This is a genomic window from Pseudomonas sp. 5.2, assembly GCF_059025405.1.
Genome location: NZ_JBYBHH010000001.1, coordinates 396,088 through 417,183 on the forward strand (window position 1 = coordinate 396,088; position 21,096 = coordinate 417,183).

General features: G+C 57.8%; 19 protein-coding genes. 5 read left to right on the top strand and 14 right to left on the bottom strand.

Going from position 1 to position 21,096, the window contains the following annotated elements:
* Window positions 1-40: 40 nt before the first annotated feature.
* From AC5PZ0_RS01760 to tssB, 12 genes are all read right to left on the bottom strand, one after another.
* Window positions 41-472: a DcrB-related protein gene (locus tag AC5PZ0_RS01760; RefSeq protein ID WP_099428762.1), complete on the bottom strand. Its 432-nt coding sequence runs from the start codon at window positions 470-472 to the stop codon at window positions 41-43.
* 48 nt (window positions 473-520) lie between these two features.
* Window positions 521-2,506, bottom strand: coding sequence for a type VI secretion system Vgr family protein (locus tag AC5PZ0_RS01765; RefSeq protein ID WP_493854170.1), 1,986 nt, complete (start codon window positions 2,504-2,506; stop codon window positions 521-523).
* 73 nt (window positions 2,507-2,579) lie between these two features.
* On the bottom strand, window positions 2,580-3,095 hold the full coding sequence (locus AC5PZ0_RS01770; RefSeq protein WP_493854171.1) for an Hcp family type VI secretion system effector: 516 nt from the start codon (window positions 3,093-3,095) through the stop codon (window positions 2,580-2,582).
* 132 nt (window positions 3,096-3,227) lie between these two features.
* A complete protein-coding gene (gene icmH, locus AC5PZ0_RS01775; RefSeq protein ID WP_493854172.1) occupies window positions 3,228-4,034 on the bottom strand; it encodes a type IVB secretion system protein IcmH/DotU in 807 nt (268 codons plus the stop codon).
* On the bottom strand, window positions 4,031-5,374 hold the full coding sequence (gene tssK, locus AC5PZ0_RS01780) for a type VI secretion system baseplate subunit TssK (protein ID WP_493854173.1): 1,344 nt from the start codon (window positions 5,372-5,374) through the stop codon (window positions 4,031-4,033). Before tssK ends, icmH begins: the two co-directional genes overlap by 4 nt.
* Window positions 5,375-5,429: 55 nt before the next feature.
* Window positions 5,430-6,224, bottom strand: a complete 795-nt coding sequence (gene tssJ / locus AC5PZ0_RS01785; protein WP_493854174.1) for a type VI secretion system lipoprotein TssJ — start codon at window positions 6,222-6,224, stop codon at window positions 5,430-5,432.
* The gene (locus tag AC5PZ0_RS01790; RefSeq protein ID WP_493854175.1) at window positions 6,221-6,787 is read right to left on the bottom strand and encodes an FHA domain-containing protein; all 567 of its coding nucleotides are present in this window, start codon (window positions 6,785-6,787) and stop codon (window positions 6,221-6,223) included. Before AC5PZ0_RS01790 ends, tssJ begins: the two co-directional genes overlap by 4 nt.
* Complete coding sequence (gene tssG / locus AC5PZ0_RS01795; RefSeq protein ID WP_493854176.1) at window positions 6,784-7,800, bottom strand: type VI secretion system baseplate subunit TssG; 1,017 nt, start codon at window positions 7,798-7,800, stop codon at window positions 6,784-6,786. The genes AC5PZ0_RS01790 and tssG overlap by 4 nt, the downstream gene beginning before the upstream one ends.
* A complete protein-coding gene (tssF, locus tag AC5PZ0_RS01800) occupies window positions 7,764-9,530 on the bottom strand; it encodes a type VI secretion system baseplate subunit TssF (RefSeq protein WP_493854177.1) in 1,767 nt (588 codons plus the stop codon). Before tssF ends, tssG begins: the two co-directional genes overlap by 37 nt.
* A 3-nt stretch (window positions 9,531-9,533) precedes the next feature.
* A complete protein-coding gene (gene tssE / locus AC5PZ0_RS01805) occupies window positions 9,534-9,944 on the bottom strand; it encodes a type VI secretion system baseplate subunit TssE (protein ID WP_099428770.1) in 411 nt (136 codons plus the stop codon).
* Window positions 9,941-11,431, bottom strand: a complete 1,491-nt coding sequence (gene tssC / locus AC5PZ0_RS01810) for a type VI secretion system contractile sheath large subunit (RefSeq protein ID WP_493854178.1) — start codon at window positions 11,429-11,431, stop codon at window positions 9,941-9,943. Before tssC ends, tssE begins: the two co-directional genes overlap by 4 nt.
* 17 nt (window positions 11,432-11,448) lie before the next feature.
* On the bottom strand, window positions 11,449-11,952 hold the full coding sequence (gene tssB / locus AC5PZ0_RS01815) for a type VI secretion system contractile sheath small subunit (protein WP_099428772.1): 504 nt from the start codon (window positions 11,950-11,952) through the stop codon (window positions 11,449-11,451).
* Between the two features lie 354 nt (window positions 11,953-12,306).
* Here tssB and vasI point away from each other — a divergent pair, with 354 nt between their 5' ends.
* The 4 genes from vasI to AC5PZ0_RS01835 all read left to right on the top strand — a co-directional run bounded on the left by vasI (window position 12,307) and on the right by AC5PZ0_RS01835 (window position 18,958).
* Entirely contained in the window at window positions 12,307-12,954 is a 648-nt protein-coding gene (gene vasI / locus AC5PZ0_RS01820; RefSeq protein ID WP_099428773.1) for a type VI secretion system-associated protein VasI, read from the top strand.
* On the top strand, window positions 12,942-14,396 hold the full coding sequence (gene tssA / locus AC5PZ0_RS01825; protein ID WP_493854179.1) for a type VI secretion system protein TssA: 1,455 nt from the start codon (window positions 12,942-12,944) through the stop codon (window positions 14,394-14,396). Before vasI ends, tssA begins: the two co-directional genes overlap by 13 nt.
* 8 nt (window positions 14,397-14,404) lie before the next feature.
* Complete coding sequence (tssM, locus tag AC5PZ0_RS01830; protein WP_493854180.1) at window positions 14,405-18,028, top strand: type VI secretion system membrane subunit TssM; 3,624 nt, start codon at window positions 14,405-14,407, stop codon at window positions 18,026-18,028.
* Between the two features lie 75 nt (window positions 18,029-18,103).
* Complete coding sequence (locus AC5PZ0_RS01835) at window positions 18,104-18,958, top strand: DMT family transporter (protein WP_454244232.1); 855 nt, start codon at window positions 18,104-18,106, stop codon at window positions 18,956-18,958.
* Window positions 18,959-18,996: 38 nt separating this feature from the next.
* Here AC5PZ0_RS01835 and AC5PZ0_RS01840 read toward each other — a convergent pair whose 3' ends face one another.
* Both AC5PZ0_RS01840 and AC5PZ0_RS01845 read right to left on the bottom strand, forming a co-directional pair.
* Window positions 18,997-19,512 (bottom strand): DUF4880 domain-containing protein, encoded by a 516-nt coding sequence (locus AC5PZ0_RS01840; RefSeq protein ID WP_099428776.1) that lies wholly within the window; start codon window positions 19,510-19,512, stop codon window positions 18,997-18,999.
* Between the two features lie 434 nt (window positions 19,513-19,946).
* A complete protein-coding gene (locus AC5PZ0_RS01845) occupies window positions 19,947-20,258 on the bottom strand; it encodes a DUF6124 family protein (protein ID WP_027592789.1) in 312 nt (103 codons plus the stop codon).
* Between the two features lie 88 nt (window positions 20,259-20,346).
* On the opposite strand from AC5PZ0_RS01845, the gene AC5PZ0_RS01850 reads away from it, so the two are divergent.
* Complete coding sequence (locus AC5PZ0_RS01850) at window positions 20,347-21,045, top strand: LexA family transcriptional regulator (RefSeq protein ID WP_033693983.1); 699 nt, start codon at window positions 20,347-20,349, stop codon at window positions 21,043-21,045.
* The last annotated feature ends 51 nt before the right edge of the window (window positions 21,046-21,096 follow it).

Below are 21,096 nucleotides of genomic sequence, written 5' to 3' on the forward strand. Positions count from 1 at the left end.
AGCTCCAAACGATTTGAGAGGTGTTGTCCTGGGTTGGGGCTCAGGTAAATCGAAGTTGCTGTTTGATGGCGCGCCAGTGCTCGATATCGTTACTGCTCAACGAGCTGGGCTTGCTGTAGTTGAGCACTAGCAGGCGGTGTTGACCCGGGATTAGGCAGGCGGCCTGGAGCTGGAAATTGGGCTTGTCACCCACTCTGAACTCAATGGCCATTTCGCGGCCTTCGATGGGATCTTCATCGCTACCCAAACGCGTGATCCTGGTGGGCGTGATGGTCATTGCCCTGGACTTTTTGCGTAGCATCCGCAATTGGTCATCGATGGCTTCGTCCAGGCTCTTGTCGTTGGCGACGGGGCTGCGGGCCACCACTAAAGTGGTGTCTCGGGCGGGAAAGCGCAGCATGTTAAGAGTCAAGTCTTCGGGTACCTCCTCGCCTAAATTGAGAGTGAGGTCGTGAGTCAGGTATTCAGTCATTGCGGGAGTCCTTTCAGGTGTTCATTACGTGCGCAGACGTGCAAGCAGCTACTCAAAATGCCCATCCACCTCGGCCTTCAGTGCACTGCTGTCGCGTCCATCTGCAGCGGCACCCGCTGTCCCACCTGTTGGGTTAAGGTCGAGCTTCGCTGCGGGCGTGTTGATCTGTCCGGTTTGTTGCCCGGTGAGGTTGAAGGTCTCGCAGGTGATATTGAGCGTGCCGTTGGCCTGCATCTCGATCAGCGTCTTGCCGCACTTGAGGCGCAGGGTGTTGCCTGCTTCGATCTCGTAGTCACCGGCAATGAGGTCGTTTTTTCCGCCGCCGACTTTCAAGGTGTCGTTGGCTTTCACGACGCGCAGACGATTGCGGCCGATGGCAACAGATTCGTCCTGGCCAATGCTCTGGGTCCGATCAACACCGACTGTGAGGGACTGGTCGTTGTTGACCTGGGTGTTCTGGTCCTTCTGGGCGTGGATGAACACTTCCTCTCTTCCCAACTCATCTTCGAAACGCAGCTCGTTGAAGCCATCACCCTTGTGGGTCTGGCTCTTGATGGTCATGCGGGTTTTGTGATCGGGCAGGTCGTACGGTGGCAACTGATCGCCACAGTAGGTGCGCCCAGTGATCATCGGCTGATCGGGGTCGCCGTTGACGTACTGGATGATCACGTCCTGGCCGATCCGTGGGATGGCCATTGAGCCCCAGCTGCCACCAGCCCAGCCTTGGGAGACCCGCACCCAGCAGGAGCTGAACTCATTGTTCTGGCTCTCGCGGTCCCACGGAAAGCTGACCTTGACCCGGCCCCACTCATCGCAATAAATCTCTTCTCCCTTCGGGCCGACCACGGTAGCCATGTGCGGGCCGTCGATTCGCGGTTTTGCCAGTGGGGCAGGGCGCCATTCGGTCCGGCCGGGGACCAGCACGGCGGTCTGCTCGTAGCGCGTGCTGATATCGGCGCTGGCGGCCTCTTCCTGCAGGCTGGTGAACTGGCTGCCTTTATGGGTAACGGTTTTCACTCGCCAATGCTCATTGAGATCGTCACGTGGGTGCCCAGTCAGGGTGAAGCTCAGGCCCGGTTGCAGACGAACATCGTCACCTTGGACTTCGGCAGTGCGTACATCATGGCGAAGCGCGGTGATGCGGTTTTCGGTGAACGGCTTGCCCACGGCATCGCGTTTATAACGGCCCGGGTAATCGAAGTACTCGTACTCCTTGGACTGATGCTCCAGAAAGGGCCCGGCGGCTCTGTGTTCCTGGCGGTAGGCTGGGTTGGTAAAGGTGTGGTCGCGCTGAACCTGGCGAGCGGTGCGCACCTGCTCGCTGTAGCGCAAGCGACGAAGGCAGGGTATGGCTTGATCGCCACCACTGTTGGCTTGGTACAAGACGGTGTTGGGGTCTACAGGCTCGTCGTCGTCGAAGAAGCCCTCGTCTTCATCCTCGGTTTTGATGGAGCCATGGCTGATCAGTCCGAGGGACTGCAGGCGATCGGTGATGATCAGCTTGTGCAGCTTTTCACTGTGCGCGAAGCGGTAGACGAAGCCTTCTTCAGCAGCGATGCGGGCGATGAACGCCAAGTCCGTCTCACCGGCCTGAACGCAGAATTCGCGGACCTGATGGTTCATGCTGGCGCGCAGTTCGTACTGGTTGATCCCCTGGCGCTGGAACATCAGTTCAAGAATTTGCGGGACGGTCTTGTGCTGGAAGATGCGCCAGTTCGAACGGAGGTTGGCACGGGCCAGTTGCGGCTCGACCAGCGCGTGGTAGTAGGTGCGGTAGAAGCCGCTTTCAGCTTGGCTGAAACGGCTGACAAGGCCGTGCACGTAACGTACTGGGCGATTCCCTTCCCAGATGGCGAAGAGCACCGGTTTGTCGAGCAGGTGGCCGAAGTCGACATCGTTGTCGAAGCTGATCAATTTCAGCTCCAACTCGAAGGGCTTGCTTATCCCTTCTCTAAGTTCGAACGACACCACTTCGAATTCAGCGTTGCCAACCAGCGGCTGGAAGCTGTAACGCAAGTCAGATTGGCTAGGCATAAGCAATCCTTGTCCGCCGTCTGAAGAGGCACAAAGTCCGGGCAGGTTTACCCGCCCGGGGCCTTTGTAAATATCAGGCGACTGGTGCGCGCCAATCATCAGAGCCACCAGTACCGGCGACAGTGTGCTCCCAGACGATCTTCCGATAGGTCAGCGCAACCTCGACCAGCTGCGTGTAGTTTTCGTTCACCTTGTCTTGAACGTGGGGGAGGACGGTGTTGATGCTGACGATGGTTGCGTCTACAAGTGTGGTTGAGAAGAAGTGCTCTTGTTTGCCTTCCGTCGAGGTGCGGTACCAAATGACTTCGACGATCGGCAGCATTTCCCCGTCGACCAGCGCTTGATACATCAGCGGCGTGGCCTTATTGAGTGAACTGGTGAACTTAAACGGCTTGTGTACGCGCTGGCCGCTGGGTTGGCCAGTCTGTGGGTCAGTGGGCGTGGTCACTTCGTGCTTGATTTCCTGAACCAGAATTTTATCTTTATGGCCTTCCTGGTAAATATTGCCGACGGAGTTAGCGGTGAATGCGTCAGCAGTGATGAGGCCTTGAGTTTTACCAGTGATTTGGATGTAAGCGGGTGTTGGCATGGCAGTCTCTCCTGCGTCCATGTGGATAAACACGCGCACTCAGGGTGGCGTGGCCATCGGGAGCGATGGGCTTGTCAACGAAGCAAACGCCTCGCTAATTCGTTGAAATCAGTTGCGCCGTATGCCGGCTTGCTACTGCTGCAAAATGCCGTTCAGCGACTCCAGCACCTCGGTAGTAATCAGGTGCAGTCGGTAGCTGTAGATGCTGTAGGCCACCGCCATGACGAGGGCGGAGATAGCCAGCGGGCTCCACCATGGCCATTGCCGATTCATGCGGAAGTTGCTCGGGGCGACGTTGCTGTACGGATCGCAGACGGTCTCTGGTGTCGGGCCGCGCAGCTCGCGAATGATCCCGTGGAGTTGATGTATCAATGCGTTGAGGGACTCTTCGCCTTTCGGCGCGATGGCGTACTTGCCCTTCAAACCAAGGCATAGGGCGAAGTACATAAACTCCAACACGTCCTGGTAGCGCGTGGGTTCCTGCATGAGGCGGGAGAGCACCGTGAAGAACTTCTCTCCACCCCAGGTTTCGTCGTGGAAGATGCTGAGCAGGGGCTCATGGCTCCAGCAGCTAGCCTTACCCCAAGGTCGTTCCATGACGGCTTCATCGATGAAAAGGCAAAGACCGTATGAATACGCCAGCAACTGAGCGGGTTCGTAGCCGTGCTGGCGTATCTCCTCGCGAATGTTTTCGATCTGATTGCGCACCTGCTGGTGCACATCCTTGATATTGGGCAAGGCATCCAGTGTGCGCAGACGTATCACCAGGCCGAACAGAGGCACAGCGGCATCCAGCATCAGGTTGGCGTAGCCACCGCGCAGTTGAAAGTCTGGGTCTGCTGCATACCCTGGCGACTCATCCCTTTCTTTGTTGGCTTCCTGAATCGACGCCACTAAGCGCTGGCTGACATCGTCTTCATTGCTGAAATGCCTTGTCATTTCTGTTCTCCCCTGATCGCCCAGAACTGCAGCTCTAGCCCAGGGAAGTCCCCCGCAATATGAATTCCGAAGCCATTGGCTGTTTTCATGCACGCCCACGCAGGGTCACGTCGGTCCAGCTCGAAATAGCTGAAACCTGCATGGAAGGGCAGGTCGCGAGGTGCTACCGGCAATGGGTTCAAGGGGATACCTGGCAGTTGCAAGGGCACCAGGTCATTGAGGGATTCCAGTGACGTGACCTTGGCTTTCTGCACGAACATCTGCCGCAACACCTGTGGCGGCAAGTTAGCCCGCACGGCGAGAATGAAATCGGCTTCGTCGATTAGCCGGCGATCTTCCAAGGTGGTCGTCATTACGCCGTAATCCAGCGCTTCGAGCGGAAGCGATACTGCGCGCGGTTGCAGGACGGTGCTGAGGCAGCGGCGCAGCGTGTCTTCCAACGGTTTGAAGGAGGTACGCAGCGCCGTGTGGTGATACGCGGGGTATTCCTGCGGCAGCCTGCTCTCGTCGGTAAAGGTCACGAACTCGCCACACGCCTGGCTCATGCACAGGTAGAGCTGCTCAGGGTGCGTCTGCGCCTGCCTGGCCAAGTGCTGAAAGCAGGGCCACCAGCGGTTCATGGCTTGCAGCAGGTTGAAGTCGCGAATGTCGGCGATACCCGATTGGCCAGCGCCGCCAATACGGGCGGCGAGGTTGCGTGCCCGTTCGCGCAGGGTATTGGTAATTTCTTCAAGAAACCGCTGCAGCGCCGGTACCGCCCGCACCGTAACGCTGGTGGGGTAGAAGGCCTCATCCAGTCGCAGGCTACCATCGGGGCGCCGCTCCATAATGCGAGCCAGTGCCAGGCGGGTGAAGGCGCTGCTGTCTTCTGCCTTGCGCTTGAGCTGCAGGTTGGGTACGGCAAGGTCTACCTGGACCAGGTCACCGTCGGCGGTGTGGGTATCCTTGATTTCGTGCGCCTGGGCGATGTAGCGGAAGTTGGCGGCATTGTCGGGCCAGCTCACCTCGCGTCCGCCCTCGGTGCGCAGCGGTAGGCACAGGTAAACTTCGCTGTCATTGGCGCCGTCATCGTCTATTTCCAGCGGCGGCGGTGGCGGCAGGTCGGCAGGAATATCGAACACCGTGCCGTCGGGCATGATGCCTCGCGCGCGGGTGATGGCGATCTTGCCCAGGCTCAGGTACTCGTCGCTCAACTGAAGTTCGCTGAAGCCGTAGAAGGCTGCGTTGAGGCTGCCGAGGCGCTGATGCAGGGCCGCTTCGCTCGCCCGGGCCGCCTGCTGGAAGTGCTGTGGTTTGACGAACAGGCCTTCAGGCCACAGGACGGGATTACGTGAACTCATGAGCGCTCCGTGTCAGCGTGAGTAAGCGAAAAGGACAAGCGCTGTGGCCGCGCCATCAGTCTTCCTCCTTGAGCAGGATCTGCGTGTCGTTGACCAGCACCGAAAGAATGATCTGGCGCCCACGCGGTGGAATGCGCAGTACTTGCTGCCAGGTGGCGTTCTCCTGGTTTCGGTAATCGCCGATCACCGCGACGAAGCGGGTCTCGGGGTCGATGGGCACGAAGGGGATGAACTTGAACTGGCCGGGGCGCATCAGGTAATCGTCATCGCGGATGTAGGTGCTGCGCAGGACCTTGGCTGGGTCCTCATCCAGCAGTTGATACACGCTGTTGCGCAGCAATGAGTCGTCGCGCAGTTGCAGGATCTTGATGGCGATGGGAGTAGCGACAGGCTCTGTGGTCACGGTTGGGGTGCGCGGTAAGGTCAGCACTACCGTTGGGTCGTCGTAGCTGCCAGGTGTGCTTTCTTCCATGGAAGAGCGTTGCAGCTCATCTTCGTCGTCTTCGATGATCACGACAGGGGACATCGCTGGAAATTGCTCTTGCAGGAACGCGAACAGGCTTCCGACTTTTTCTGTCAATGCGTGAGGGTCGCCGGCACTCAGGCTGACCGCGTAGGGGCTTGGCTCCAGAGCGTTTTCATGATCGGCCGAAATGTCGAGGCTGTTCGGGTTGCCATTGAGGGTAGGGCTGGCATTGATGCTGAACGCAACCTGGGTCGGATGATCTTTGGGTGACCCAATGGGCAACGAGGGGTCCATGGCCACTTGGCTCACTCTGCTCAGGTAGGTGCAACCTGAAAGCCCTATCAGCGCGGTCAGCAGGGCGATTGTGAACAGATGGCGCGTCATGGGCGTGCTCCTGCAATCAAGCGTTGCAGTGGGTCTTCTAGGGACTCGCTTGTATCTCCCACTGCGTTCAGTGCTACCAAAGGGTCATTGCCCTTGTGCGTTTCAAAGGCCGAGCAAATCTCTGTGATGGCTTGGGTGGTTGTGCTGCTGCAACCACCGTTGGCGGGCGGGTCGGCGATCAGGCGATCAAGTACGCTCGCATCAGGGCTGAGCAAATCTTCCAGCGAGCGCGCGTTGGCATGCTCTTGCGAGTGCTGAACCAGCAATCGGTAAGCGCCAATACGGAGCTGATCGCCTTCAAGCAGACGCCGGGGCGAACGTGCCCCGAGGCTGTTGATGCTGTCGTTCAGATAGGTGCGTGCGCAGCGGTCGATCACGCAGAAGCTGTCTTCGATCCAGCGAATCTCGCAGTGGATCGACGCAACGCTGTGATTACGATCATTCATCATCCAACTCGCACCTTCACTGCCGATGGTGCCGCCTTTGCAATCGAACGTGTGTCGAACGATGACGTTAGGCTGTAACTGGTCGAGGTTGGTGATGCTCATCATCAACGTGCTCATGAGCGCCCCCGGAAACGAACGACAGGGCTGATTTCGCCATGTCGGTCATCGATGAAACTGGTCCAACCCAAGTAGGCGCCCTGGCTGCCGTGCAGGCAGAACGGTGACAGCGCGTTCTGCTTGAGGCGCAATTCCAAGTCGTAGGCCATGCCGTCCCGCAAGAGGAAATCGATCAATGCGCGTAAACGGTCAAAGTTGACGCCGCTGGGCAGCAACTGGCGCAGTTGCGTTTGATCGAGCTCGCTAATGACGATGGTGAATTTGCTGCTGCGGGTGCGCGAACGGCTACCGACGGTGAACGTACTCCCTAACTGGCCATTGCTACGCCCAAGGCTGACAAGCTGCCTACCTGTGGTGGGCACCGAGCGCGTTTCAAATTCGCGGATTTGCACATGCTTCAGGTCGAAGCAATGGCCAATGATGCCGGCGACGGTGCCGGGCGCGCGGCTGCGGCTGGCGATCACGCCAGCAAAGCTGAGCAGCCGGCTCCAGGGCAATGCCGTGTCACCTCGCAGCTGTTTGTCATTCAGCCCGAGCAGGGCAAAGACGTACTGTGAGAATCCATCTTTGGCGCCTGGCTGAAAACGGATGTAGTAGCGGTACTTGCGCCAACCGCGATGCAACAGGCTCAGCAGGTAGTGGTTGAAGAAGTCGAAAAAGGCCGGACGCACACCGATACCCTGCGCATGCTCATAAGCCACCTGCTCTAGGTAATAGGTGGGCAAAGGCGAATCTGTGCCGTGCAAGCCCATGAAGGTGGTGCAGACACGGTAGCGTTGCTCCTCATCGGGCATACGCTCGGCTTTGTAGACATCCGAGACCGGAAAGGTCAGCCGTGGGTCGCAGGCAAGCCGCACGCGCCGCCGGGTGGCCTCGTTTGGCCAACGGGGCTCCAGGTCATCTCCGTGCAAGCCATGCAAGCGCTCCAGCAACTGGAAGTAGTTGTAGCGGTGCGCGTCGGCGAGCAGCTTGTCGGCTAGATCAGCGGTTGTTTGCCGGTCTGGATTGGCCATGTGTAGTGCTCGTTGTTGGTGATATTGATCACTTCCAGTTGATGGAAGGAATTGATGCTGGCGTACAGGGCAAAGAAGTGCGCCAGCACACAGCTGAAGAGGTACAAGTCGCCCTCGCAAAGAAAGGCGGCCTGATCCAATTTCAGGCGGCTGCGCAGGCCGCGAATGGGTTGCCCTTTGATCAGCCAATCCATGGGTTCTGTGTGGATCTCGCGGATGCCGTCGAGGCGCTTGCGGGTGGTGCGTGTTTGCTGGATATCGTGCAAGGCCGCGAAGTCGTAGGCGCGGATGATCTCTTTCAGCGGGTCGGCCGAGAGCAGCGACAGGTAGTTGAGCGACATGTTTGAGATCAAGGCCCACTGCAATTCGCCGTCCAGCACCGGCCGATAGGCACGGGTGGGGATACGGATGTTGGAGTAGGTCGCAAGAGGCGGCGTAAACTCGGTTACAACGTTGATGTCATCGACACCCAGCGCCTGTGGCAAATCTCTGTTGGTGCAGGTCAGGTCAATGGACGCTGTTTCCAGCTCGCCAATGTAGTGGCTGGCATCGGCGCGGACGAAAGCGATGCTGTGGGTGACGCCATCGCCGCGCAGGGACTCTTCGAGCTGGTAGCGGTAGTACAGGGCCGTGCGCCCTTGAACATGTTCGATTTCATGTGCAAACGAGTCGAAAGGACGAAAGGTCCGCAAGTGCTCACGGGTACTGCCATCGGACGTCGTTCGGGTGCTGATAACCTGATCGACACTGAAAATCTCGTAAGCGTATTGTTCTGCGCCTTTAGGTTTCAGCTGCACCTGCGCGGTATTACAGGACAGGTCAATGGGCTCGGCACTGTGCTTGAACAAGTTGACCGCGGGGCTACAGAACAGGTTGAAGTCGTTCTTTCTAACACGCAGCGTTTCCGGCAACGGACGCGAGAACTGGAATTCGATGACTACCTGCGGGCTTTGTTGTGCCGGCCATAGTTTTTGCAGGTCGGTGATGCTGAAGAAATGGAACCGCTGAGGGAAGACGAAGTATTCCTGCAGGATTCGATAGCCATCGAAGACATTCTGCGGATAGGGCAGCAAGGCCTCTTCAGGGCTGAATCCAGGAAATGCGATACAGCTGGCGGGTAGTCGGCGAACCTCGTCATTGATGGTCACGCTGACATGCTTGAGGTATTGCGAGAGCCACAGGTACAGCGTACGCGCAGCGAGATCGTCCCCACCCAGGTGAAAGTCCAGCCGTGTACAGCCCAGGGTATTCAGTGGGCGTTCGACCAGCATTTCGAGGTTGATGCGTATAATCGAGTTGTCCAGTGTCTGTGTGGAGCCCACACTGCATATCGTAAAAGGGTGCACCTTCACTTCCGTGCAAGTGCGGTACTCGCAGGCGATACCGTCTACAAGCTTGGAAAAGAGACGCGAGCCTTTTGGGATACTCTGCGATTGACTCAGCGACTGCTTGCGTGGCGTGAATTGGATAATCGTCGCGCTAGGCAGCGGCCGCAGGTAGTTCGGCCACAGCAACTGCAGCATGGGGTGCGTCAGTTCTGGCAGGTCATCTTCCAGCTTGAGCCGCAGCTTGGCCGTCAGGAACGCAAAGGCTTCCATCAGCCGCTCGACATCGGGGTCGCTACCACTGCTTCCAAGAAACCGGGCAAGCTGTGGATTATCCTTGGCGAAGTCATTTCCCAGCTCACGCAAGTAGCGCAGCTCTTCGCTGAATCGGTCCTTCAATGACATGGTTCACCTAACTCGGGTGTGTCGGTTGTGCCCGTTGACCAACAACTCCAATTGCAACTGTTCCGTCTGGTTGTTGACCTGCACATGGCAGTCCAGCCTGAAATGCAACTCAAGCGGAGCGTGACAATCGGGCACTGCCTTAAGTGCACGTACCTTGATGCGTGGCTCAAAGCGCTGGAGGGTGCGGCGGATATCCGCACTCACTTGTGCGAGTAGGTCGCCGCTGCTTACGTCATGCCCGTTGAAGTCGCGCAGGCCCAGCTCAGGGCTGCTCTGGGAGCACCCCTGGCGAGCGTTGAGCAGGGTTTCGAGGTGGCGTTTGATGGCGGCGAATTTTTGGGGCGCACTCTCCTGCCGGGATGTTTGCCGGCAGATGGACTGATCCGCCATCAAGCGATCAAAGAAACCGGTCATTGCGTGTCGAGCCGCCCAACCAGCGAGATCTCGAAGTTCGCACCCATGTATTTGAAATGCGGGCGAACGGAGAGCGAGACCTGGTACCAGCCTGGATCGCCGGCAACGTCGGAGACCTCAACTCTGGCAGCACGCAGCGGGCGACGGCTGCGAACATCGGCCGAGGGGTTTTCCTGGTCGGCGACGTATTGCTTGATCCATTTGTTGAGCTCGGATTCAAGGTCGCGTCGCTCCTTCCAGCTGCCGATCTGTTCGCGCTGTAGCACTTTGATGTAGTGAGCCAGGCGGTTGACGATGAACAGATAGGGCAACTGGGTGCCGAGCTTGTAGTTGGTCTGAGCCTGCAAGCCTTCGGGGGTCTTAGGGAAGTTCTTAGGTTTCTGCACCGAATTGGCAGAGAAGAACGCCGCGTTGTCGCTGTCCTTGCGCATGGTCAGGGTGATGAAGCCCTCTTCAGCCAACTCGAACTCCTTGCGGTCGGAGATCAGCACTTCGGTAGGGATCTTGGCCTGCAGTTGGCCCAACGATTCGTACAGATGAACCGGCAGGTCTTCGACGGCTCCCCCCGATTGCGGGCCGATGATGTTCGGGCACCAGCGGTAGCGGGCAAAGCTTTCGTTGATGCAACTGGCCAACAGGAAGGCAGAGTTGCCCCACAGGTAGTTATCATGCCGACCGTTGATATTCTCGTCGTAGTTGAAGCTTCTGCACGGCTGGTCCTGATGATGGTAAGCGGAGCGAAGCATGAAGCGTGGTCCGGTCAGGGCGGCGTGGCGAGCATCCTCGCTTTCACGGAAAGCCCGCCATTTGGCATGGCGAGGGCCGGCAAAGATGTCCTTGATCTCCTTGAGGTTGGGCAAGTCTTCGAAGGTGCTCAGGTTGAAGAATTCAGGGGCCGGTGCAGCCAGGAAGGGCGCGTGGGACATGGCACCGACGGAGGCCATGTAACTCAAGAGCTTGATATCGGGGGAAGAAGGGCCGAAGTTATAGTTGCCAACGATGGCAGCAACCGGCTCACCCCCGAACTGTCCATAACCTGCTGTATAAACATGTTTGTAAAGTCCGCTGCAGGTGATGTCGGCGGCATTCTCGAAGTCATCGAGCAGTTCTTCCTTGCTGACATGCAATACTTCAAGCTTGATGTTCTCGCGGAAGTCCGTTCGTTCGACAAGAAGTTTGAGGCTACGCCAGGCCGACTCAAGCTGCTGGAACTCAGGTTGGTGCAGAATGGCATCCATCTGCTTGCCGAGCACCCGATCCAGTTCCGCAATCATTTGATCGACACGGTGCTTGTTGATGAGTTGATCTGGATCATTACTCTTGAGGATCTCGGCAATAAAGGCTGATACACCTTGCCTGGCGACTTGATAGCCCTCTTGAGCCGGCACCAGTTTGGTTTCCGCCATGATCTGATCCAGCAGCGTGGCCTTGCTTAATGTCTCGGTAGTTGTGTCGACGGCGACAGGGGTGCTGTTCTGCTTTGGCATGGGGACGCTCCGTGGTCTCAATCTTCTTTTGGCGCCTCAAGCACCAGGTCCAGTTCTTCGGCGAGCTGCTTGCGGGCCTGCTCGTTGTTCAACAGGTGTTGCAGCTGCTTGCGAAATGTCGGCACGTTGCCGAGTGGGCCTTTCAAGGCGACAAGCGCTTCACGCAGCTCCAGTAGCTTGTTCAGCTCCGGTACCTGTTGGGCGATCTGATCTGGCCCGAAATCGTTGATGGACTTGAACTGCAGGTTGACAGCGAGCTCGGCGTCTGGAGTTGCGCTGAGCATGGAAGGCACGGACATGTCCAAGCTCACATCAGCGTCATGCAACACGTTGTTGAAACTGTGTTTATCGATGCGCATGACCGGGCGGTCTTCCAGTGCGCGGCTGTCCTCCAAACCGAAATCTCCCAGTACCAACATCTTGTGTGGCAGCTCTATTTCGGCCTGTTCATCGCCGGTGGCAGGGACGTACTTGATGTTGATGCGCTCTTTTGGCGCAACGGAGCCAATGTTCTTAGACATCAATCCATAACTCCATGGTGTGGATTTGGTGTTGCGTAGTAGGTTTTTTACTGCGTGTTTAAATGTTGTGGTTGTTCTGGTTTATGAGTTGTGGGAAATTTCCTACATATCGCCGTTTGAGAGGTTTAGTTCCCCGTCGCTATAAAAACCATGCATGTGGCAAGGACTTTTGGTCGAGTTAAAAAATGTAAGTAAATATTTATTTGTGTGCAGTTGATTGTGTGTACTAGGCTCGTGGCGAAACACTTCTTGGTGGTGTGGGTATGGCGAGGAGTTAATGGAATATTGTTGTAGGAAAATTTACTCATTGACGCATATGAGTGTTCGTGTTGTTTGGCAAAGAGTGAGTATTCAATGATTATTCGCTGCGCATATGGCGCTGGTGTTTGGCTACTGTTTTGTTTGCAGCCAGCGTTGGCCAGTCATGCCCAGAACTGTCCTGGGATCGTTTCTAACATCGAGCGTCTGGCGTGTTTCGATCAGGCGGCAGGAACACCTGCGCATACGACCCAAAAGCCATGGTCCGCCCCGGAGCACGAGGCGCCCAGTGTATTGCGCGTGATGGCCAACGAGGCCGCACGCAAGGCGGATGACCTGACGTTTCGCAGCGGGGAACGAAGCGAGGGCAGTGACGCTACTGAACTGGTTATTTCCGCACCCGCCATTGCATCCGGTGACCAACGTTCTTATCTGGTCATCAGCTGCATCCAGAACATCTCCCGGCTCCAGTTGATCACCCATAAACACATCGATACGGGCTGGGTCACGGTACGCCTGAATGGGGACGGCGGTTCTACGAATGAGACCCCCTGGAAGGTGATGGAAAACGGGCAGGTACTCGACGCAGGACGAGGCCTCCCTGCCATCGAGCAGATCAAAAAGTTGATTAGGGCCCATCGGATAGAAGTGACGAGCAACCACAGCGAGGTCGATGGGCTGACGTTCGATGCCCAAGGTCTAGACCCGCTGATCAGCCAGGCGCGGAGCACATGCCGGTGGTAGTGCGGGTATCAGGGGATGAAGTCAGTCGGCTGCTCATGCCGATTGAGCCAGCGGTTCCGGCCGGGCTGTTCGACATCGAGGATGAAACCTACCAGGCCATTGACCAGGAGATGGTCAAACTGGGTGGTTTGCAGGCGTCTTCAATCGACTGGACCTACATCGAAGAGGCGTCCCGGCAGTATTTGGGCCAGCAGTGCAAGCACCTGCGGATCGTCGCGCACTTGAGTGTCGCGTGGCTGCGTAGCGGCTGCTGGGAGCGCTGGGGGTTCACCCTGGCATTATTAGCCGGCATGGTCGAATCCTACTGGGAGTCTTCTCATCCCAAGCCAGGGCCCAAGGGTTTCCTAGGCAAGCGTAAGCTGGTTGGCCTGGTCCTCAATCGCTTGACTGATGCGTTGCCGCGCCTTGACCGCTTCACCTATACCCCGACTCATGCAACTGCAGCACAGCATGCTTTAACACGCTTGCAACAGCAGCAGGCCGTTGCGCAACTGGACGCGGCCGTCATCCATGAACTTGAGCGCCTTCTGCGCAAGTATGCAGAACTTGGCGCGGGTGTCAGCGAAATCGCAGCGCCCCAGGCGCCTGCCGCAAACATCAAGCCTGTGCCTTTGGCCGATGTCATGGCCGCACCCATCCCCAGTGTATCCATTGGCAATGAGCGCGAGACACGGCGAGCGGTGTTGAGCATGGCCGAGTTCATCAACCAACAGGATCCCTATGACCCTACCGGCTACCAACTACGTCGCTTTGGCTTGTGGGCGCACATTCAAGCGGCGCCTCAAGCGAGGCAAGGTAACCGCACGGAGTTGATGGCGGTGCCGGTGGATATTTCCGGAAGCTATGACGATGCCATCGCCGGAACGGCAATTGACCCCGCGTTACTCCAGCGTATCGAAAAAAGTGTCGCAGCCTGCCCCTACTGGATTCGAGGCAGCTTTTTAGCCGCAACTGTCGCCACGCGGCTGGCGATGGGCGAGGTCGCGGAGGCTATTCGCTGCGCGACTGCGCGTTTTGTGCAGCGCATGCCAGCACTGCAGCAATTGTGCTTCAGCGACGGCACAGGGTTCATCGATGACGCCTGCATGGCCTGGCTCAAGGGGGCGCAAGGGCAGGGCGACCATGGAGCATCCACCGCTGAGTTCAGCAGCCTGCGCGAAGAACTGGTGAGTCAGCTGGACACGGCAGGTGTAGAGCCAGTCCTCCTCCGCTTGCAAAGCCTGCAAGCGGAGCTCCGTACGCCGCGTGAGCGCTGCCACACCACAATAATTGCCGCCGACTTGTTGGCCGCACGCGGCGTGTCCTGGTTAGCCCAGGACCTGTGCGCCGGTGTTGCCCAGACGATGCAGCGAACGACCGCCGATGCCTGGGAGCCCGAGGTATTCCGGCGGCTCCAGAAGTACGCCACCTCTCCAGCGCTAGCTGATCAGAACAAGGTTTAGGAGCCCTCATGAACCCACTATGGAAACAACTCAAACGATGGGGCATACCGTTGATTTCGCGCATCGGCTTGGCGATGTCGCTGTTGCTTGGGCTCGGTGCTGTACTGATGCTGATCGCCATTTGGTGGCTCGGCCCGCAATGGGCGTGGCGAGAGCACCAACCCCTCGCCAGCGTGGCGCACCGCAGTGTGGCCAGTCTGGTGCTCGTACTGATGCCATTGCTTTGCTGGCTTATTGTGTTGCGCACGCGCTTTCACCGCCTGCAAGCGGAGCACAAGGATGCAGTGGCCGCCGAACTGGATCGTGTGTTGCCGTTGATTCGCACACAAGAGAAGGCGTTGAACCAGGCGCTTTCGCGTTACCTCGACAACGCGGGTGGGCGAAGGGCGCTGTACCGATTGCCATGGTATCTGGTGCTGGGTGACGAACAGGCTGGCAAAACCAGCTTCATTGATCGCACTGACCAAAGTTTTTCCTTGACCCGCATCGACAAGGCCCAGGCGCGTGGCCGACAAGCGCAACCTCTCGCATATCCGGTCGGCTGGTGGGTCAGTGATGACGCGGTAATCATCGACCCGCCCGGTGCTTTCATCAGCCAAGCGTCTTCGGCTGGCACGATGTCCGGGAACGCCAATGAGTCTGAACCTTCCATACCTCCCGGAACCCCGGCCAGGTTGTGGCACCACCTGCTGAGTTGGTTGCTGCGTAATCGCAGCCAGCGGGCACTCAATGGCCTGTTGCTGGTTATTGATCTGCCTGCGCTGTTGCAGGGTACGCCCGAGCAACGTGTCGCACTGGCTCATGTATTGCGTACACGGCTGTATGAAGTCAGCAGTCAGCTGGGTTCGCGCCTGCCCTTGTATGTGGTGTTATCCAAGTTCGATCTGCTCGATGGCTTTGACGCGCTTTACAGCAAGCTCTCAGCGGCTAAGCGAGAGAACTTGCTGGGCTTTACGTTCAAGCTGGATGCAGTCGATTCTTACGACGCTTGGTTGGAGGAGTACAGCGACTTCTATGATCGCTTGATCAGGCTGTTGTTCGAGCAGGTCGTGGACCAGATTGATGGGCTGGGCAGTGCACCGCAGCGATCGCGCTTGTTCTCGCTGCATGCCCAGTTGGTTGGATTGCGCCCGATTCTACTGGGCTTCTTGCGTGAGACCTTGGCAAGTGATCGTTTCACCACGCCTACCCTCGTGCGTGGGGTGTATTGGTCGTCGGTCGAGCAGCAAGGCGACATGCTCAATGCATTCGTGCGTGAGGCGGCGCAGCCATTCAAAACCAAGCCCCCACTGCGCGAAGGCAAGCCGCACGGCAAAGCGTTGGTCTACTTCATCCAGCAGGCTTTCGGTCGTGTCATCTACCAGGAAGCCGGGCTTGCTGGGGATAACGTCAGAGTGGCGCGTAGCAAGCGGCAATTGCTCTGGGTGGGCTCTGGTGTAGGCGTGCTTGCTTTGTGTGTTGCCATTGCCAGTTGGCAGCGCTACTTCGATGTCAATGGTGCCAAGGCAGCCAGCGTGCTTGCGAAAAGTCGAGAATTCAGCAATCACGAAGTGGACCAGCACCTGGACCCGACAGGGCGTAACCTGCTGCAACCACTGGATCAAATCCGTGATGCAGTATCGGTATTCGGTGACTATCGCGCCGCCTGGCCGGGGGTGGCTGATTTCGGCCTGTATCAAGGGCGCGCCATCGGGCCTCGGGTCGACGAAGCTTACTTGAGCCTGCTCTCCAGGCGTTTCTTGCCGGCGTTGGCCAGCGGCGTGATTGATGCCATGAATGCGGCACCGCCCGGCAGTGAACAGCAGATGGCCTCGCTTAGGGTTTACCGCATGATCGAGGACCGTCACAGTCGCCGGCCCGAGTGGGTCGAAGACTGGATGGCCCAGCAGTGGCAACAGGCCTTCCCAGGGCAGGGACAATTGCAGCGCGACCTCATGCAGCATCTGAAGTACGCCCTGGCCTATGCCGACACCGACCTGCCGCAATACAAGCAGCGCGTCAGCGAAGTGCAGCAGATATTACGTAAAGTGCCTATGCCACAGCGCGTGTACGCAAGCCTCAAGCAGCAGGCCCAAGAACAGTTGCACGCCGGCTTGGACTTGCGTCACCAGGTAGGGCCAGCCTTCGATATCGTTTACACATCTTCTTCCGGGTCGAAGCTGGGCGATGATGGCGTCCTGCTTGCCCCCATGCTGACGGCCAAAGGGTTTAGGGACTATTTTGAGCCTCGCAGCCAGCGGTTCGCCGAGATGGCGATGATCGATCAGTGGGCATTGGGTGAGCGCGCTCAACTCGACTATTCGGACGCCGATCGCAATGCATTGAGCGAGCGCGTACGTAACCTCTACAGCGCGGACTACATCGACAGCTGGCGACGTGCCTTGAGTGCCTTTTCAGTGGCTGACTTCAGTGATCTAGACCATGGTGTCGATATTCTGGAGCAGCTGACCGGTCCTGCGGCGCCGCTGCACAGATTGCTGGAAACAGTGAAAGACAATACTTCGCTGTCTTCTTCGGTGGCTATCGAGGTGCCCGACGAGACAACTGGCCTGCGGCCTACCAACAGCAAGCCCGAGCAGCTACAAGCCGTGGCCATCCAGCGTGCGTTCGCTGGCCTGAATGCCATGCTGCAGGCAACGGGAGAAAAGCCGAGCTACTACGATGAAACGGTCGCTGCCATTGCCGCTGTTCATGAGTACGCCAAGGCCGTACAAGACAGCCCTGAGCGCGGCAAGGCCGCGTTGCACGCCGTGCTTCAACGTTTCTCCATGACCGGGCACGACCCGATTGGCACGTTGCAGCGGGTCGCTACCGGTTTGCCGGAACCGATCAATCAACAGGTCAAGAAAGTTGCGGACCAGACAGCGCGAGTGCTGAACGTTGAAGCGCTCCGTGAGCTGGAACGACGTTGGGATGCCGAGGTGTACAGCTTCTTCCAGCAGCGCTTGGCAGGGCGTTACCCCTTCGTGGTGCGAGCGCCCGATGCTTCTTTGGATGACTTCGAGGCGTTCTTCGGGCCGAAAGGGCGCCTGCAGCAGTTTCATGACCAATACCTCAAAGTCTTCCTCAAGGACAATCTCGAAGCCTTGCAGGCCAGTCGACAGGGGCAGTCGTTAATCCGCAGCGATGTGATCGAGCAGTTGGAACTGGCGGATCGCATTCGCGAAACCTTCTTCGATCAGCGCGGCAACCTGAGCGTGCAGTTCAGTATCGAGCCCTTGGGACTGAGTGCGAACCAGCGCACCAGCTTGCTGGATCTGGATGGCCAGCTGATTTCCTACACGCATGGGCCCACCCAGATTGTCGGCGTTGTCTGGCCCAATACGTTGGGGCAGCAAGTGCGCAGCAACCTCACCTTGCTCCGGCAGAACGGCACTAGCAGTAGTTTGGAGTATCGCGGCCCTTGGTCGATGTTCCGCCTGCTCAGCCGAGGGTCGCTTAATGGCCGTACAGCCACCAGTGTGGACTTGAGCTTTAGAGCGGGAGACGGCGTGATGCGTTATCGGCTAAACGCCGAAAAAGCATTCAACCCCATTACCCAGCAGCCCTTCAAAGGTTTCACGTTACCGCGAGGTTTGCTTGAGCAGCCAGCGTCAAGGGGGGGAGTGGCCGAAGTACCTACGGTCCTGTAGTGCTAGCCCACGCTTTACGGAGCGAGAGGCAATTCGACAATAAGAACTAAAAAGGAACTGATCTTGGACATATTGATGGGTGTCGTAGCAGCCCTGTGCTGGGGCGCTACAGACTTTCTGGTCGGCCTGAACGCAAGGCTCTTTGGTGTCCAGCGCTCGGTATTCCTCGGGCAACTGCTGGGCCTGATTCTACTCAGTACCCTGCTGTTGGTTCTCGGCCGGCAAATCGACCTTCTGTATGAAGTGAAATGGCAGTTGCTGCTGACCTGTATCGCAGCCGCACTCCTGACTGTAATGGGGGCGGTCGCTCTCTCGCGAGCGTTTGCGCAAGGGAAGACTGCCGTGGTCGCGCCACTGGTCACCTCCTATGGCATGTTTACAACGTTGCTGGCCTGGATGGGCGGTGAACACATCACTGCCATACAGTGGGTGGGATTGCTGATATGCGCCAGCGGTGTTGCGATAGTGGGTCGCGGCTCTGGTAATAATGACCGCAGGCAATACAGGTCGGCGGGGACGGCGAACGTTTTTGCGCTGGTTGCTGCCGCGTTGTACGGGACTAGCTTCTGGGTTCAAGGCCAATACACGTTGCCTGCTATCGGCCCGGTCAATATGCTTTGGATCAGCTATCTGGTGGGAGTGGTGTTTCTGTCGCCCATCATGTTCAAACTCAAACCTGCGGATTCACCGGGCCTAAAAGGCTATTGTGCGCTCTGTTGCGCAAGCCTGTTTAACTTGGCGGGTTTTACGGCGTTTTCGTACGGTGCGTTGAGTGGCGCTGTAGCTATCGTCACTGTGATAAGTACGATGTCGGGCGGAATAGCGGCCATTCTGGGTTATCTGTTCTATAAAGACAGGTTAACGCTGATGCAGATTGCAGGCGTCTGTCTCGTTTTACTGGGCGCGGTGGTGCTGCACTTCGTAGCCTGAGTTAGCGCGAGCCAATGAATGTGAGTGTCGTAGCGTCATCAGGCCCAAAAGCCAAACAGCACCAACGCCGCAACACCCAGCCCAACCGCAATCGAACACCCACCCAATGACAGTGCCGCACGGCCTTGCCGGTACCAACCGTCATGCCCCAGCTGCCGTGCTGGGGCCAGCAGGCTGCGCCAGCGCAGCTCTGTATCGTGAAACGCCTGCAAGTTAGCCTGGTCCGCATCCAGCCAACGGCGAAAGTCGATTCGCTCGCAGGCGGTCACCTGAGGGCTTTGCAACCGCACATACCATTGCCCGGCAACACTCGCCAACACATCGCGGCGGGAGCGGCCTGCTTGCAATGCCTGGTCCATATGCCGCTCGATGCTCGCCAAGGGCAAATCGAGCCGGGCAGCGATGCTGGCAAAGTCCAGTTGGTCGAGGCGGTTGAGCAGGAACACTTGCTGGACACGCCGAGGCAGCCGTTTCAAGGCGTGCAACAGTTCATTGTCGGCATCGTGCTCTGTGGTTGGGGATTCGTGCTCAAGGGGCAGCAGCAGACGGGTCATGGACAGCTCCTTGCTCAAAGGGGAGGGATGGGGGCATCTTCCTTGATGCGTAATCAGCGTAGTGGAAACGAGATTGATTCTCAAGTGCTGATTCCGCAAAGTTTTGTAATGAGCGTTCACGGTCTGACACACTTTTGCTATCATGCCGGCCATTCACGATCTTCATTAGCCTGAAGAGCCAAAAAAAAGACCCGGCAAAAAGCCGGGTCAAAAACCGTGATTAGCCTGATGAGGAGATAATCTGAGAGCGACCTAAGCTCCAGGTTATCCAGCAGATCTCGCGATCAGCTGAGTGCAATAATAATCGTTATCATTTGCCAGTCAAATGATATTTCGCTAATTCGGTAAAAAAGTTTTACCGATGCGCTTCCTTGTCCCGGCAATCGGGGCCATTGCCGTTACCCGGCCGTCACGTCTCTCCCTTCCTTTTTTACCTACAGACCCGTCTGCACGGTGCGTTTGTGCTCCAGCAGTGCGCGTGCCATGTCCATCATGTGCATCAAGGCGAAAGTCAGCTCGCGCTGCGTGCCGTGCTGGTGCACGGCGGTTTCTTGTGCGGTGGCGGCGGCGCAGCGGAGCAGGGCGATGGCGTGCTCCTGGGCTTGGTCACCGGTTACGCCTTCGTGCAGCGTCCAGATTTTGTTCTCGATGGTGGGGCGTGGCGGGTTGGGGTTGAGGTAGTAGTCGAGGGCGCGGCGGGCCGCTTCGCTGTCGAGATCTGTTTCTTCGTTTTTCGGTGGTTTCATCCTGATACCTGCAAATGCCAATAGGGAAAAGGTTCAGGCCGATACTAATACCTTAAGTATTTTCATGCTTTCTGATAAATAATACAGGATGTTTATTGAGCGCTTGAAGGCAGTCCGTATCGTGCCAGCGATGAATATGGATAAATGGATTGCCCTCGTCCGTGACCGGATGGAGGAGCTTGGGCTCACCCAAGAGCAGCTAGCCGAACGCGTTGGCGTGTCTCAAGGCAGCGTGGGGCATTGGGTGAACAAACGGCGCCAGCCGAAGATCGAGTCGATGAACCGCACGTTCGTCGAGATTGGCATGCCCCACTACAACGTCAGCTTGCAACTGCGCATTGTGGGCCAGGTAGGCGAGGACCGCGGCAGCTATGACATGGATGACACCGACGATGACCTGGACCTCATGCAATACATCGTGTGCTTCCGCTACCCGGTGCTGGGCTGGGATGAGCTAGAGGGGGCAGAGGCGAGCGTATTCGAGCAGACGGACTACCTGGCCAAGGGCAAGGCTTTCTGGCTGACCGTTGAGAATGAAGCGATGAGCGCCGCCAGTGGCCGCAGTGTGCCGCAGGGGATGCGGATGCTGGTGGACCCTGGGGTGGAGGTTGAGCCGGGGCGTTTGGTTATCGCTCGACAGCCGGGCAAACCGGCGATTTTCCGTGAGCTGGCTGAGGAAGGTGGGCAGCGGTATTTGAAGGCATTGAACAGCAATTACCCAACGCTGTTGTGCGAAGACGGCTGTGAGTTTTTGGGGGTGGTTGTGCGGGTGCATGGCAGCTTCTAGCGTACTGGGGCTGCTTTGCAGCCCTTTCCGACCGGCCCGGCGCCCTGGCAA

What these genes read in the sequence shown, in the direction of transcription:
- AC5PZ0_RS01760 (WP_099428762.1), bottom strand. Translation starts at nt 472, where the DNA reads ATGACTGAATACCTGACTCACGACCTCACTCTCAATTTAGGCGAGGAG.
- AC5PZ0_RS01765 (WP_493854170.1), bottom strand. Translation starts at nt 2,506, where the DNA reads ATGCCTAGCCAATCTGACTTGCGTTACAGCTTCCAGCCGCTGGTTGGC.
- AC5PZ0_RS01770 (WP_493854171.1), bottom strand. Translation starts at nt 3,095, where the DNA reads ATGCCAACACCCGCTTACATCCAAATCACTGGTAAAACTCAAGGCCTC.
- icmH (WP_493854172.1), bottom strand. Translation starts at nt 4,034, where the DNA reads ATGACAAGGCATTTCAGCAATGAAGACGATGTCAGCCAGCGCTTAGTG.
- tssK (WP_493854173.1), bottom strand. Translation starts at nt 5,374, where the DNA reads ATGAGTTCACGTAATCCCGTCCTGTGGCCTGAAGGCCTGTTCGTCAAA.
- tssJ (WP_493854174.1), bottom strand. Translation starts at nt 6,224, where the DNA reads ATGACGCGCCATCTGTTCACAATCGCCCTGCTGACCGCGCTGATAGGG.
- AC5PZ0_RS01790 (WP_493854175.1), bottom strand. Translation starts at nt 6,787, where the DNA reads ATGAGCACGTTGATGATGAGCATCACCAACCTCGACCAGTTACAGCCT.
- tssG (WP_493854176.1), bottom strand. Translation starts at nt 7,800, where the DNA reads ATGGCCAATCCAGACCGGCAAACAACCGCTGATCTAGCCGACAAGCTG.
- tssF (WP_493854177.1), bottom strand. Translation starts at nt 9,530, where the DNA reads ATGTCATTGAAGGACCGATTCAGCGAAGAGCTGCGCTACTTGCGTGAG.
- tssE (WP_099428770.1), bottom strand. Translation starts at nt 9,944, where the DNA reads ATGACCGGTTTCTTTGATCGCTTGATGGCGGATCAGTCCATCTGCCGG.
- tssC (WP_493854178.1), bottom strand. Translation starts at nt 11,431, where the DNA reads ATGCCAAAGCAGAACAGCACCCCTGTCGCCGTCGACACAACTACCGAG.
- tssB (WP_099428772.1), bottom strand. Translation starts at nt 11,952, where the DNA reads ATGTCTAAGAACATTGGCTCCGTTGCGCCAAAAGAGCGCATCAACATC.
- vasI (WP_099428773.1), top strand. Translation starts at nt 12,307, where the DNA reads ATGATTATTCGCTGCGCATATGGCGCTGGTGTTTGGCTACTGTTTTGT.
- tssA (WP_493854179.1), top strand. Translation starts at nt 12,942, where the DNA reads ATGCCGGTGGTAGTGCGGGTATCAGGGGATGAAGTCAGTCGGCTGCTC.
- tssM (WP_493854180.1), top strand. Translation starts at nt 14,405, where the DNA reads ATGAACCCACTATGGAAACAACTCAAACGATGGGGCATACCGTTGATT.
- AC5PZ0_RS01835 (WP_454244232.1), top strand. Translation starts at nt 18,104, where the DNA reads ATGGGTGTCGTAGCAGCCCTGTGCTGGGGCGCTACAGACTTTCTGGTC.
- AC5PZ0_RS01840 (WP_099428776.1), bottom strand. Translation starts at nt 19,512, where the DNA reads ATGACCCGTCTGCTGCTGCCCCTTGAGCACGAATCCCCAACCACAGAG.
- AC5PZ0_RS01845 (WP_027592789.1), bottom strand. Translation starts at nt 20,258, where the DNA reads ATGAAACCACCGAAAAACGAAGAAACAGATCTCGACAGCGAAGCGGCC.
- AC5PZ0_RS01850 (WP_033693983.1), top strand. Translation starts at nt 20,347, where the DNA reads ATGTTTATTGAGCGCTTGAAGGCAGTCCGTATCGTGCCAGCGATGAAT.